This is a genomic window from Methanolobus vulcani (assembly GCF_900100715.1).
In the GTDB taxonomy this organism is placed as follows: Archaea; Halobacteriota; Methanosarcinia; order Methanosarcinales; family Methanosarcinaceae; genus Methanolobus; species Methanolobus vulcani.
Genome location: NZ_FNCA01000008.1, coordinates 34506 through 48040, shown reverse-complemented (window position 1 = coordinate 48040; position 13535 = coordinate 34506). Strand labels below are relative to the sequence as shown.

Below are 13535 nucleotides of genomic sequence, written 5' to 3'. Positions count from 1 at the left end.
TATTCGAATCTTTGTAAAAATATCTGTCAGCTTAGATGTATGTGGATATTTTTATGGGTAACAATTAAACTGTTGTGAAAGGGATAGGGATGTTTAAAAAAGATACAGGATTTCAATCTGAAATATCAGAAGTTCTTGTTCAATTTATGAACGGCAATTTAGATGCCAGAATACAAGCACAATCACATTCTGAGAACCAGAATGCTGCTGAACAAATAAATCTTTTACTAGACAGCTTTTCAGATATGAATGCAAAGATAGAAGAGCTGGAAGAAAATGCAAGGGTTTGCGATAGTGCAGTAGTACTGCTAGATGAAATTTCGGCTCTTGTGGAAAATGCTGTTGATGGAAAACTTGATTCAAGAGCAATGGCAGAAAACTTTGAAGGTCCTTCAAAGGAAATTCTCAGTGGCATTAATGAGCTACTTGATGCTGTGATAGGACCACTGAATGTTTCTGCAGAATATATTGACCGTATATCAAAAGGTGACATACCTGAAAAGATCACAGATGAATACAAAGGGGATTTCAACGAGATAAAGAACAACCTCAACCAATGTATAGATGCTGTGAATTTCCTTGTGGAAGACTCCCTTATACTGGCTAACGCAGGGATAGCAGGGCAACTTGATACAAGAGCGGATGCAAGCAAACACTCAGGAGACTTCAGGAGAGTTGTGGAAGGAGTGAACAACTGTCTGGACGCTGTGATAGGACCACTGAATGTTACAGCAGAATATGTAGACAGGTTATCAAAGGGAGATATTCCTGATATGATCACTGATGACTACAACGGGGATTTCAACGAGATAAAGAATAACCTGAATCAGTGTATCGATGCCATCAACTTACTTGTTGATGACTCAATGATGCTGGCAAATGCTGGAGTTGAAGGACAACTCGATACAAGAGCAGATTCAAGCAGGCACTCAGGAGACTTCAGAAGAGTTGTGGATGGGGTGAACAACTGTCTGGATGCCGTGATAGGACCACTGAATGTTACAGCAGAATATGTGGACAGGATATCAAAAGGTGACATTCCAGAAAAAATCAAAGATGAGTACAACGGGGATTTCAACGAGATAAAGAATAACCTGAATCAGTGTATCGATGCCATCAACTTACTTGTTGAAGATTCTCTTGTGCTGGCAAACGCAGGAATTGCAGGACAACTTGATACAAGAGCAGATGCAAGCAGACACTCAGGAGACTTCAGAAGAGTTGTGGAAAGGGTGAACAACTGTCTGGATGCCGTGATAGGACCACTGAATGTTACAGCAGAATATGTGGACAGGATATCAAAGGGAGATATTCCTGATATAATCACTGATGATTACAAAGGTGATTTCAACGAGATAAAGAACAACCTGAACCTGTGCATTGCTTCCCTTAGCATGCTTCTTGAAGAAACAAATTCCCTTATCAATGCGGCTATTGCAGGAAAGATAGATACCAGAGGTAATGCTGAAGTCTTTGATGGCAAATATGGTGAACTGGTAAACAATATCAATCAGGTTATTGACACATTAGTTGGGCACATAAACCACATACCAGCCCCGTTAATGCTAATTGACAGGGACTTTAACATTTCTTACATAAATAATTCAGGAGCCGATGTTCTAGGTGCAACAAAAGAACAACTGATTGGTGACAAGTGTTACGATCATTTCAAGACTGATGATTGTCTTACGGGAAAATGTGCCTGTGCAAGGGCTATGAATTCAAATAAGAGTGAAACAAGCGAGACATTTGCACATCCTGGAGAACAGGAATTATGCATTGAATACAATGGTGTCCCAATAAGAAATCAGAAAGGAAATATTGTTGGTGCACTTGAGATAGTTGTTGATAAAACAGAGATCAGAAATGCCATCGAAGATGCTAATGTCAAGGTTGATTACCTTGAAAAGATACCGACGCCTGTCATGATTGTTGACAAGGAGTTCACAGTCCAGTTTATGAATAATGCTGCAGCTTCTGCTGTCGGATGTACTACCGGAGAATGTCTTGGTCGGAAATGTTTTGATCTTTTCAATACCCCACATTGTAACACAGAAGAATGCAGAGTCAGCCGTGCCATGAAAACCGGAGAGGTATGCACAGGCGATACGAAAGCAAACCTGCCGGGAGGTACCATTCCAATCAGATACACCGGAACTGCATTACGTGATAAAGACGGGGAGTTAGTAGGTGGTCTGGAATATGTTCTTGACATAAGTAAAGAGATGGAAATTACAAAAGGTGTGGAAGACCTTGTGAATGCAGCCATTGCAGGAAGACTTGATGAGCGTGCTGACCCTACCATTTTTGAAGGTAATTACAGGAATATAATAGAAGGTGTCAATTCAACCCTTGATGCGGTTATAGGACCTCTTAACGTCGCTGCGGAATATATTGACCGTATATCAAAAGGTAACATTCCTGATAAGATCACAGATGAGTACCAGGGAGATTTCAACGAGATCAAGAACAACATAAACCAGTGTATCGATGCCGTAAATTTGCTTGTTGCAGATGCAATAATGCTGGCTGATGCAGGTGTTGATGGCAGACTGGAAACCAGGGCAGATGCATCTAAACATGGAGGAGACTTCAGGAAAATTGTAGAAGGTGTGAATAATTGTCTTGATGCCATTGTAACACCTATTGAAGAAACTTCAAGGATAATCACTGATTATGCAGAAGGTAAACTGGATAGCAGAACTGTCATAGAGACACGAGGTGACTTCAAGAAACTCTCAGATACCCTGAACATGTTTGGTGAAGGATTACAGTCTATTATCGAGGATTCTAATGAAGTGCTGGAGGCTATTGCAGCCAATGACCTGACAAGAGAAGTGGAAGTGGAAGGTGTTGGAGAATTCAAGACGCTCTCAGAAGGAGTTGAGAACTGCAGACTGGCCTTGAATGAGATCGTAGGTAATATGTTAAGATCTGCACAGAACGTTGCTGCTACAGCAGAACAGATCTCCGCATCTTCCGGTGAACTTACCTATGCGGCCACAGAAATATCATCAACGGTTGAGGAGATGGCAAGAGGTGCACAGGTACAGTCCCTGAAGACCGAACAGGTTACAAAATCCATGGATGAAATGACAAATGCAGTTCAGGAAGTTGCAGAGAACTCCAGCAAAACTGCAGAAACCTCTGTTACTTCAAATCAGCTTATACAGAACCTTGGGAATATTGCCAATACTCTCAAACATAAGATGGATAGCATAAGAGATGCATCCGGTGATTCTGCCAGACAGATAAATGACCTGGCTGAAAAATCCACTCGTATCGATGAAATTGTTAACCTTATCACAAATATTGCAGACCAGACCAACCTCCTTGCTCTTAATGCTGCTATTGAGGCTGCAAGAGCAGGAGAACATGGGCGTGGATTTGCTGTTGTTGCAGATGAAGTTAGAAAACTGGCAGAGGATTCCGGTAATGCTGCAAAGCAAATTGCAAACCTGATTCATGAGATGCAGGACGGAACCAATGGTGCAGTGACCTCAATGGAACAGGTGAACAATGAGGTTGCTGTTGGATATGAATCTCTTGAAGAGGCAGTGGAATCCGTAGCAAAGGTTGTCAGCTCTGGAGAAGAGATCATGACCATGGTCCAGATGATGGCATCACTGGCAGAACAGCAGGCATCGTCAATTGACCAGGTTGTAACCTCAATTGAAGAAGTTGCTACCATCTCCGAAGAATCTGCTGCCGGAACTCAGCAGACAGCTGCAGCTATACAACAGCAGACAGCGTCAATGCAGGAGCTCGCAGCTTCAGCACAGGTATTATCAACTATTTCTGCTGACATGCAGGTACTGGTTTCCAAGTTTAAAGTCAGCAAAAATGCAAAAGCGTCTTCAAAGGTAAAAAAGACAGAAGCAAGTGGCAGTATTAATGCCATGCTTGTTTAATTGAGATCGAATAATTAGATTTTGCTGAGCTTCTCAAAAAGCTCAGCCATTCCTTTTAAAGTCATATGACCTTTTCTTGTGATCATATAGTCCCCACGCTCGCTTCTCTGGACTATCATATCGGTATCAAGAAGTTTTTGTATGTGGAACAGAAGATTACCACCTCTAAGACCGGTGCCTTTGGATATATCAGAAAAACTTCTTGTGGACGAGTTCACAAGACGGAGAATTAAGAGTCTTTGCCTGTTGGCAAGCGGTTCGCATATCTGACTTACGATGTCATCTGATATGTTTTCTATATTCATAGTATTGAGAGAAGATTGTTCTTCAGCCGGAGATATACTGAACGACCTTATGAGTTCCACCTGTTTTTCAAATATCCGGGTTGTAGTTTCCAGACAGTTGTCACAATTCTCAAAGACTGCCATGTCTTTAAGCTCTTCAAACCTTTGCCTAAATTCTACCAGAGATGTTTCATTAACTCTATCCTCAAGCAAAAGCAATGCCATTTCCTGAAGCAGGCCTGAAAAAGCAGATTTACAGGAATCACCATGCTTGCAGCTTGAATTAAGACCAATTCCAAGATTTTCTTTTGTGTCGGCAAGCATATATTGGATAAGCGGTCTGGAAAGGCCACCTTTCATCTCCATGAAAAGAGCATCCGAATGTCTGTGACCGGATATTTCCAGTGCTCTGTTGACATCTTTTTTCAGGGATTTGATCTCAGACCTGAGGTTCCTGAACTCTTCCAGATAGACATTCTCCATAACGCTACCTGCGGCAGTATCATCAGTGATTGCATTGCTACTCAAAAATATCCTTCCTGTTTTTAACCTTGTACAGTATGATGTTATGAAACTATATTAATCTATACTGAACTGATTTCCAGAAAGATGAAATATGCAGGCAAAAATGATGAACACAATCAAACATGATATATAGATGAAGAGTGTAGGCATGTAGGAAGCTTTACAGCAACTATTTATTACTGACTTATGGGGATGAATCAACTTGATTTGCTCAATACTGGATAACGACCTATACAAATTGACCATGCAGATGGCAGTTCTTGAGCTGTTCCCGCAGGCATCTGCAGAATACAGATTCACCAACAGAGGAGAACAGCGCTTCACACCGGAATTTGTTGAAGAGCTTAAAAGGCTTATCAGGGAAGAGATTCCTTTATTCCGCCTGACAGATGATGAATACAAATGGCTGAAAGCTGAATGTCCTTTTTTTAAACCCAGTTATGTAGAATATCTCAGAAATTATCGTTTTGACCCTTCGGAAGTATCTGTGTCCCTGACTGAAGATAACAATCTTGACCTTGTGGTAAAAGGACCCTGGCACAGCAGTATTCTCTGGGAGATCGTCCTTATGGCAACACTTTCCGAGCTTTATTTTGATATGGTAGAAAGTGACTGGAAAAATACAGACCCTGATACTGGCAGAGTTTATGATGAACTGTTGCAGGATTACGCTGATCTTATGGGAAAGATAGGCAGGGAACTTGAACAGAACAACTGTAGTTTTTCAGAGTTCGGAACCCGCAGAAGACGCAGTTTCAAAATACATGACATTGCTGTAAAAGTATTACATAAATGTAAGGCGTTCTCAGGTACAAGTAATGTTTATCTTGCGAAAAAATATGGTGTCAGACCCATAGGTACAATAGGTCATGAATGGATTATGGGAATTTCCGCACTTATCGGAATGCGAAATGCTAATCTTTTTGCACTGGAGAACTGGGTAAGCGTTTACAAGGGAAATCTTGGTATTGCTCTTTCTGATACTTTTGGCTCAGAGCCTTTCTTCAGGAATTTCAACCTGAAATTATCCAAACTTTACGATGGTGTGCGTCATGATAGCGGTGATCCGCTTGTCTTTGCGGACAGGGTCATAGAGCACTATCAGAAAATGGGAATTGATCCACTGACAAAGGTAGTGGTGTTCAGTGATTCACTTTCAGCTACTGCTGCTATTGAAATAAAGAAGAAATGTGCGGGACACATAAACTGCACTTTCGGAATAGGTACCAGCCTTACAAACAATTATGATTTTTTCCGCTCAAGTCCACCTCTGAACATGGTCATTAAACTGCATAGTGTCAATGATATACCAGTTGTAAAATTGAGTGATGACGAAGGAAAAGAGACAGGAGATAAGGATGCCTTAAGGGTGGCAAACTATATTTTCGGCCGTAAAGGACTTGATGATTAAGAAAATCATATTGGAAGAGTCGGGATTAAATAAATCCAGTCACCTGGGACATAATTCCCAATGATACCATTAGAAAAGTATAGACCAGAAATATCAGAAGACCTTTCTTAATTTCAACATAAGTACTACTTTTCATAAAAAACTCACCTTTTTAACATTGGCGTCCGTACTATATAAACATTCTGAAATATTGATACGAAATGCAGCAATTATTTTTGATTTAACATATATTTTCAGAATAGTAAGTATAAAATAAATACTAAAGACTCTGACTCCTTCATGCAGCAATTATATTATATAAAAAAGCTGGAAAAAAGAGGAAATATCCTCCTGTATGACAATAACCCCATCAACAAACACAACCCCACCGCTCATACTCCACTTCTTGTGTCAAATGAAATGTACAGGTTTATCGTCCTTTTACGGACATGGTCTGAGGGGAGAGTGTAACCGTAATACCTGCATCTTTCACTATCTTTGTTTTTCCGTTTTTATTGTGTTTGTTGACTAAAATCTAGTAGATTTTAATACTTAATAAATATATCCATGAATTAATATATCATAATGATGATGTAGAGCGGTCATTTACTTAAAAAACAATTGACATTTTCGCAAAATAGCGACAGACTATCAAAAAGCAACCAATTACCCGGAAAACTAGTTCTTATATGATAATATTTATATATTTGTATAGCTATTTGGATACCTGATAATCAAAACAGATTATTAATACAGTTAATGCAAGCTGTGAGAATAAGGATCAAAAATAAGTAAAAAAGTATCAGGGGAATAAATATGGAAAAAATAGATGAAACGATGAGCGTATACCAGATATTAAGTGAATATCCCTTTTTACTGAAAATATTCAAGCAGCATGGGATGGGAAAATTCGAGACGAAGGATGTGCTTGAACAACTCGGACCATTACTCAAACTGAAAACAGCCCTTTCAATGGTTTCAGTAAATAAGGAATCATTCATTGAGTTACTGAACCAGGCTATAGCAGACAATGAATCAAGAGGTGATTTCACCCTTGCCGATGCTCCGCAGAGACAAAAGGAGCTCACACTTCTTGCCCTTTTACCATGTGGCATGAAAATGCCTTTTAACCGAGCTCTTAATGAGTTCTCTACCGAGTACAGCAAGCAGACAGGTAATGTGCTCCACTCACTCGTAGAAGGTAACGTCAATCATGAACTTTCCTACTATGCATATATGGACTCGGTAACGTCGGTTGAAGAATTACCGGATATAATCATCAGTTCCGATATTAACAGTTTCTACCATAAACCATTCCTGGAGAACTTCCTGAGTCATGAATACTTCATTGATCTTGGTGCATCACCAATGAACAGTGACTTTGAGAAGATAGGTTTTGCTGACCCTCGTGAACAGTTTACCATGATCTCAGGAAATCTCCTTGTGCTGGTTACAATAGATGAACTCATGGGAGATAATCCAAGACCAGAGTCATGGGAAGAACTCCTGAAAGACGAATTCAGGAACAAGGTTGCTATGCGTGGACAGAATGGATTCTTCTGTAACGGAGTACTGCTTCCATTCTACCAGATGTATGGCACGGAAGGAATCAGGAAACTGGCATCCTCGGTTTATATGGGACTGCACCCATCCCAGATGGTGAAGATGGTAGATAGCAAGAAGGATGATGTGCCACCTATGTATATCATGCCTCATTTCTTTGCAATGAAGATACAGGACAAATCCAGGGTCTCGATTACTGTACCAAAAGAAGGAGCAATCGTAAGTCCGGTACAGATGCTGGTAAAAAAGGAAGCAACTGAAAGAGTTAAGGAAATAATTGATTTCCTTTGCGGAAAGAAGTTCGGTGACATTTCTGCCAGGGCTTTCTTCCCGACAACAAATCCTGAAGTCAAGAATAAGATGGATGATGTCGGCTCACTCTACTGGCTTGGATGGGATTTCCTGCTAAACAATGACATCGGTGCACTCAAAAAGGAGATTGCTGAAGTATTCAACAAACAGTTCATGACAACCGGAGGCGTGGTTTGAGACTTGTTACGGTAGCAGGTCCTCCATCTTCAGGAAAAACCAGCATAATCGTCAGGACAGTTGAAGAACTCAAAAATAAGGGCTTCACTGTTGGCGTAGTTAAATTCGATTGTCTCTCGGCACAGGACGAAGAGCTTTATTCAGCTTACAGTATCCCTGTCAGGACCGGACTTTCCGGAGGACTCTGTCCTGATCATTTTTTTGTGAGCAATATTGAAGAAGCAATCAAATGGGCTGAAGACAGGAATTTTGACTTCCTGATAACAGAGAGTGCAGGTCTTTGCAACCGGTGTTCTCCTCACATAAAAGATGTTCTGGCAATCTGTGTAATTGATAACCTCAGTGGTGTCAACACACCTAAAAAGATAGGTCCGATGCTTAAAATGGCAGACATCGTTGTCATAACCAAAGGCGATATTGTCTCCCAGGCTGAGCGTGAAGTCTTTGCATACAGGGTGAGACAGGTCAACCCAAGAGGAATGATTATTCACATCAACGGCGTTACAGGACAGGGTAGTTTCTACCTTGCAAAGCAAGTTGAGAAGACCAGCTCGGTTGATACACTACGAGGTGCAACACTCAGGTTTACCATGCCAGGAGCTTTGTGCTCTTATTGCCTTGGTGAGAGAAAGATAGGCGATGACAGGCAAATTGGTGTTTCAAAACTTGTCAATTTCAGGGGAGATGACTAAAATGAGAACAACTCTTCTTCAAATGGCAATAGATGAGCTCATGGAGATGATGCCCTGGATAGAGGATTATTTCTCTTCGTTTGCAATCGACCCTGCTGAGATCGGGAACCTGAAGCTGGAAGAATTAGGTTCAACACCTGGCAAGGATTATTTTATGGAAAAAGGAACCACCTATCATGCCTTTATTGACGGTTTCTTCATGTTTATCGAGCAGGTCAAAGCTCTTAAGCAGGATAGTGGATTTTCCATCAATTCACTGACAGTCTTCCCCGGACGAAATAAGAATGGAGAAACTGAGGCTTTTTCAGTTGAGCTGAAAAAGGGAAAAGTGACAGCAATTGTCGGTCCAACCGGATCAGGCAAATCCCGCCTGTTGGCTGATATTGAATCACTGGCGCAGAAAGACACACCCACTGGACGAAGCATACTGGTGGATGGCCGCTCCCCTACAGATGAGGAACGTTTCTCAACTGAAGGACGCTTTATCGCACAACTTTCCCAGAACATGAATTTTGTCATGGACCTGAGCGTCGAGGATTTCCTGACACTTCATGCCGAGAGCCGTATGGTCGATGAGATCCACCACATTGTCCAGAAGATATACGATACTGCAAACGTCCTTGCAGGCGAACCTTTCAGCCGGGAAACTCCTGTTACACAACTCTCAGGAGGACAATCCAGAGCCCTGATGATAGCAGACACAGCGCTCCTAAGCCCTGCATCCGTTGTCCTGATAGACGAAATTGAGAATGCCGGAGTTGACAAGGTCAAATCCCTTGAACTTCTGGTAAGTAACAATAAGATTGTCCTTATCAGCACTCATGACCCACTTTTAGCCCTGTCGGCAGACCAGCGTATTGTCATCAAGAACGGCGGCATCTCAAAACTTCTGAAGACCACAGATGATGAGAAAAAGCATCTGGAAAGCCTTGAGAAAATTGACAGGAAGATCACACTTATGAGAGACCAGTTGAGGACTGGGGAAGAGATCGATCTGAGTGATTTGTTGATTTGATTTTGTTTGATGGATTTTTTATTATCACCAATAAAAGGAAGATTAATTGAAACTACTTTTTTGATTTTTTCTTTTTAGAAGTCGGTGCGATTCCCATCATAAGATTCATTCTTTCCTCTAAGGATAAATTGTTATAATTACGTCTTCCGTCTCCAGTCATCATTCTATTTATTTTACCTTGCCTTGTTTTAGGTCCATTTTTCTCGATGGCTGGACCTACTAAACTGGTCTTTTTTGCAGATTTCTTTGCCATTTTAATCCCCCATACAATACTTGGTATTTCAAAATATCATGTGGTCCTAAAAATACTTTATTATTTAATCTATCGGAATATCAAAACAAAATAAATAAGTATATATCTTTTCTTGATTTTTGTATTGTATATTAAGTTAATTGGGTAATGATATGAATTCTGAAGCCTTTAGTTCATTTTTGTTTTATGCTGCACTAGGTATAGGTTTGGCTGCTGGAATTGCAGGAAATTTATTTATAACTACTCTTTTCAGATTAATAGATGATTATGTAGCTAAAGATAAGTTGAATGAAAATGGTAGAATATGGATAAATATCATTTTTTTTATTCTTTCCTTTGTGATTATAATTGTTCTGTGGAATGATTGGTCCTCCAAGATGGAGTCGGCACTCGCACTTGTTAACACTTCTCCGTAACCACCCAATAAAAGAAAACTTCCAATTAAATTTAGTATACAAAAGATTAATTTATATGTTAAATCTCATTTTACAACACGCATAGCAATTTTGAAATTACTTTTGCGTTAAAGTTGACTAATCGGAAAATATAGTAAAAAACATGTCGAAGAAGTCCCGGCGAAGCCGGCACATTCCATAAACGAAAAAATAAACTTCTATCCTCAATTATTATATCAAGAAAACACCCTTGTCACAATCTATCAGATAAATATAAGTGCAGCCTCCCACCATACTACTAATTGTTCAAATCTTTTTGAAACATTCCTATTTCAAGGTGAAAAACATGGACGACACCATAGATAAAGGTTCATGCTGCCCTTCTGACAGCAAAGCGGATACCGGCCAGTTCATTCAGATGATAGGTCTGGACAAAAACGTCCCTGCACCGCAGATCCGTGAAACAACAAGCTTAATCACTTCCAACGACAGGCTTGACCATTTCCTTGCCCGCTGGGGAGTTAACAGGATGGGACATATAGTAGAACCGGGCATCTATAAACTTGGTAGTCCTGATTCTGATTCACCGGTATTTGTTTCTGCCAACTACACACTCAGTTTTGATGCACTGCGCAGTTCACTGGCTGGTATTGACTGTTACATCCTTGTCATTGACACAAAAGGAATCAATGTCTGGTGTGCTGCCGGAAAAGGAACATTCGGCACTAATGAGATAGTATATCGCATCAGGTGGTCAGGACTTGCAAAGCTTGTCAATCACCGCAACCTGATATTACCACAGCTTGGAGCACCTGGTGTCTCTGCACATGAAGTTAAACGCAAATCCGGATTCAAAGTAGAATACGGGCCGGTACGCGCTCAGGACTTGCCGGAGTATCTCAAGAACCATATTGCAACGACTGAAATGAGAAAGGTCAGGTTCACTTTCCGGGACAGGCTGGTACTGACACCGATAGAGTTCATCCATGTTATCAAACCGACATTTATTGCTGTGATAATCCTCTACCTACTGTCCGGTCCTTTTGCAGCACTTCTTGCAATCGTAACAGCATTTGCAGGAACAGTATTGTTCCCTGTTCTGCTGCCTTACCTGCCAGCACATGATCTCAGCATCAAGGGAATGATCTTAGGATGGCTGGTAGCCTTGCCATTTGGAATCAGCTTTGCAGCAAATAATACCATGTTCCTCTGGAAAGAAATGCTATCACTGATAGCTATGTTCCTGATAGTACCGGCAGTAACAGGCTACCTTGCTCTTAACTTTACAGGCTGTACAACCTATACATCAAGAACCGGTGTTAAGAAAGAGATATTCAGATACGTACCTTACATGGCACTGACAGCAGGAGCCGGATTGCTTTGCTTGCTCATTCTGACAATTGCATACCTGAAGGAGATGATCTGATGTTCAATTCATACAAAGAGAACACACTTCAGTACTATCCTGAAAAATGCATCAACTGTCTTATGTGCACACATGTCTGCCCGCATGGAGTTTTCACCGAAGGAGAAAAGCATGTAGAACTCACAAAACCGGAATTATGCATGGAATGTGGAGCATGTGCCGGGAATTGTCCGGTACAGGCAATTGAAGTACAGAGTGGTGTTGGCTGTGCGTGGGCAATGATCAGTGCAGCCCTTAAGGGAAAGGACATGGATAGCGAAGCATGCTGCTGTGGTGAGGATGGATGCTGCCAGTAAAATTTTTTTGCCATTATTAAAGAAGAAAGAATTAAAGTAATAAATAAAAAACACCTCCATGCATAACCCTTTTATACAAACAAACCTATGATAGAATGCTTTAAAATAAGACTGTTATTCGCTAAACGTATTGACATTAAATGGCATTTACTTTTACTGTAGATTTCTATTTTGCATTATGTTTTCAGCTTACTTCAGGTATTTTAGGCTTTATTAAAAAGGACGTGAATTTAAAATGTTCAACAGAGAAGAATCAACTGCTCCAGTAGATGCCGGAGAGACATACGAAGTAACAATCGAGGATATCGCAAGAGAAGGAGACGGAATTGCAAGAGTAAGCGGTTTTGTAATCTTTGTACCAGGTACATCCGTAGGCGATGAAGTAAACATCAAGATCACAAAAGTACTCAGAAAGTTCGCTTTCGCAGAAGTTGCTGAATAAGCAACTTACATTTTTTAATAAAGTAACATCGGTACTTCAGATATTTTTCACTCTTTTAAATTATTCTTGAACTCTTTAATCTTCTACTATTGAAGCAATCTGATTTTTAACGGTCTTTCAAATAGCAATGTTGATTATTTGAAAAAATTGTTATATCCTGTAAAGAGATTGTGGACCTATAAAGAGAATAATGCAAAATAATGAAATGCAATAGTCCATAGTTCAAAATAGTAGTTTGTAAAATATTAAAAAACGAAAATCTGGATGACTTAAAGATCAAAACCAATTAAAAGATGAATAATAAATTCATCTATTTAAGGAATCCTTTCTTTTCAAGCCAGTTAACCTGTGGCCTTGTGTACTTCCAGATAACATCAGCTTTCTCATCCTGAATTTCCCAGGGAGTAGCAATAACAATATCGCCTTCACGAACCCACATTCTCTTCTTCTTTGAACCAGGGATCCTTCCCATACGGACAACACCGTCCATACACTGCAACCTTACCCTGTTAGCTCCAAGTAAACTTGAAACGGTTGCAAGAACCTCACCATTATCTTTACGTGGAGTTCTGACTCTGACAACTTCGCCATCAGTGTTTCCCCCACTTGCGTTACTTTTCCTTTTCTTACTTCTATAATTAGCCAGATTAATACCTCAGTGTGAACTGTTTTTATTCCTGCTTTATTCAAATACAAGACATTAATGACAAATGCTGTCAAGATCACACAACATCAAAAATATCCCAGTTAAATAAAACAAACATACATTACCTGTTACTGAAAAATAATAAGATATTAACAGTTTTTAACAGGTATTTAATTATCAGTATTCAATAAACAGGGTCATAGTATAT

12 protein-coding genes are annotated in these 13535 nt (G+C 40.2%); 9 read left to right on the top strand and 3 right to left on the bottom strand.

Going from position 1 to position 13535, the window contains the following annotated elements:
- The first annotated feature begins 89 nt into the window (after positions 1-89).
- Positions 90-3911: a methyl-accepting chemotaxis protein gene (locus BLP52_RS14610; protein ID WP_202905785.1), complete on the top strand. Its 3822-nt coding sequence runs from the start codon at positions 90-92 to the stop codon at positions 3909-3911.
- Positions 3912-3925: 14 nt separating this feature from the next.
- Here BLP52_RS14610 and BLP52_RS11200 read toward each other — a convergent pair whose 3' ends face one another.
- The gene (locus BLP52_RS11200; protein WP_091710580.1) at positions 3926-4723 is read right to left on the bottom strand and encodes a winged helix-turn-helix domain-containing protein; all 798 of its coding nucleotides are present in this window, start codon (positions 4721-4723) and stop codon (positions 3926-3928) included.
- 199 nt (positions 4724-4922) lie between these two features.
- Between BLP52_RS11200 and pncB the strand changes: the two genes are divergently transcribed.
- From pncB to BLP52_RS11180, 4 genes are all read left to right on the top strand, one after another.
- Entirely contained in the window at positions 4923-6131 is a 1209-nt protein-coding gene (pncB, locus tag BLP52_RS11195) for a nicotinate phosphoribosyltransferase (RefSeq protein WP_091710579.1), read from the top strand.
- Between the two features lie 795 nt (positions 6132-6926).
- Positions 6927-8162 (top strand): ABC transporter substrate-binding protein, encoded by a 1236-nt coding sequence (locus BLP52_RS11190; protein ID WP_091710578.1) that lies wholly within the window; start codon positions 6927-6929, stop codon positions 8160-8162.
- A complete protein-coding gene (locus BLP52_RS11185; protein ID WP_091710577.1) occupies positions 8159-8854 on the top strand; it encodes a GTP-binding protein in 696 nt (231 codons plus the stop codon). The genes BLP52_RS11190 and BLP52_RS11185 overlap by 4 nt, the downstream gene beginning before the upstream one ends.
- A 1-nt stretch (position 8855) precedes the next feature.
- Positions 8856-9869 (top strand): ATP-binding cassette domain-containing protein, encoded by a 1014-nt coding sequence (locus BLP52_RS11180; protein WP_091710576.1) that lies wholly within the window; start codon positions 8856-8858, stop codon positions 9867-9869.
- 52 nt (positions 9870-9921) lie between these two features.
- Here BLP52_RS11180 and BLP52_RS11175 read toward each other — a convergent pair whose 3' ends face one another.
- Positions 9922-10122: a hypothetical protein gene (locus tag BLP52_RS11175; protein WP_091710575.1), complete on the bottom strand. Its 201-nt coding sequence runs from the start codon at positions 10120-10122 to the stop codon at positions 9922-9924.
- 152 nt (positions 10123-10274) lie between these two features.
- Between BLP52_RS11175 and BLP52_RS11170 the strand changes: the two genes are divergently transcribed.
- The 4 genes from BLP52_RS11170 (at position 10275) to BLP52_RS11155 (ending at position 12681) form a co-directional block, all read left to right on the top strand.
- The gene (locus BLP52_RS11170) at positions 10275-10538 is read left to right on the top strand and encodes a hypothetical protein (RefSeq protein ID WP_091710574.1); all 264 of its coding nucleotides are present in this window, start codon (positions 10275-10277) and stop codon (positions 10536-10538) included.
- 325 nt (positions 10539-10863) lie between these two features.
- Positions 10864-11943, top strand: coding sequence for a mercury methylation corrinoid protein HgcA (gene hgcA / locus BLP52_RS11165; RefSeq protein WP_238380811.1), 1080 nt, complete (start codon positions 10864-10866; stop codon positions 11941-11943).
- On the top strand, positions 11943-12239 hold the full coding sequence (hgcB, locus tag BLP52_RS11160; RefSeq protein ID WP_091710573.1) for a mercury methylation ferredoxin HgcB: 297 nt from the start codon (positions 11943-11945) through the stop codon (positions 12237-12239). The genes hgcA and hgcB overlap by 1 nt, the downstream gene beginning before the upstream one ends.
- Positions 12240-12474: 235 nt before the next feature.
- Positions 12475-12681: a TRAM domain-containing RNA chaperone gene (locus BLP52_RS11155; RefSeq protein WP_091710572.1), complete on the top strand. Its 207-nt coding sequence runs from the start codon at positions 12475-12477 to the stop codon at positions 12679-12681.
- A gap of 310 nt (positions 12682-12991) precedes the next feature.
- Here BLP52_RS11155 and eif1A read toward each other — a convergent pair whose 3' ends face one another.
- Positions 12992-13327, bottom strand: a complete 336-nt coding sequence (gene eif1A, locus BLP52_RS11150) for a translation initiation factor eIF-1A (RefSeq protein WP_084324031.1) — start codon at positions 13325-13327, stop codon at positions 12992-12994.
- Positions 13328-13535: the final 208 nt, after the last annotated feature.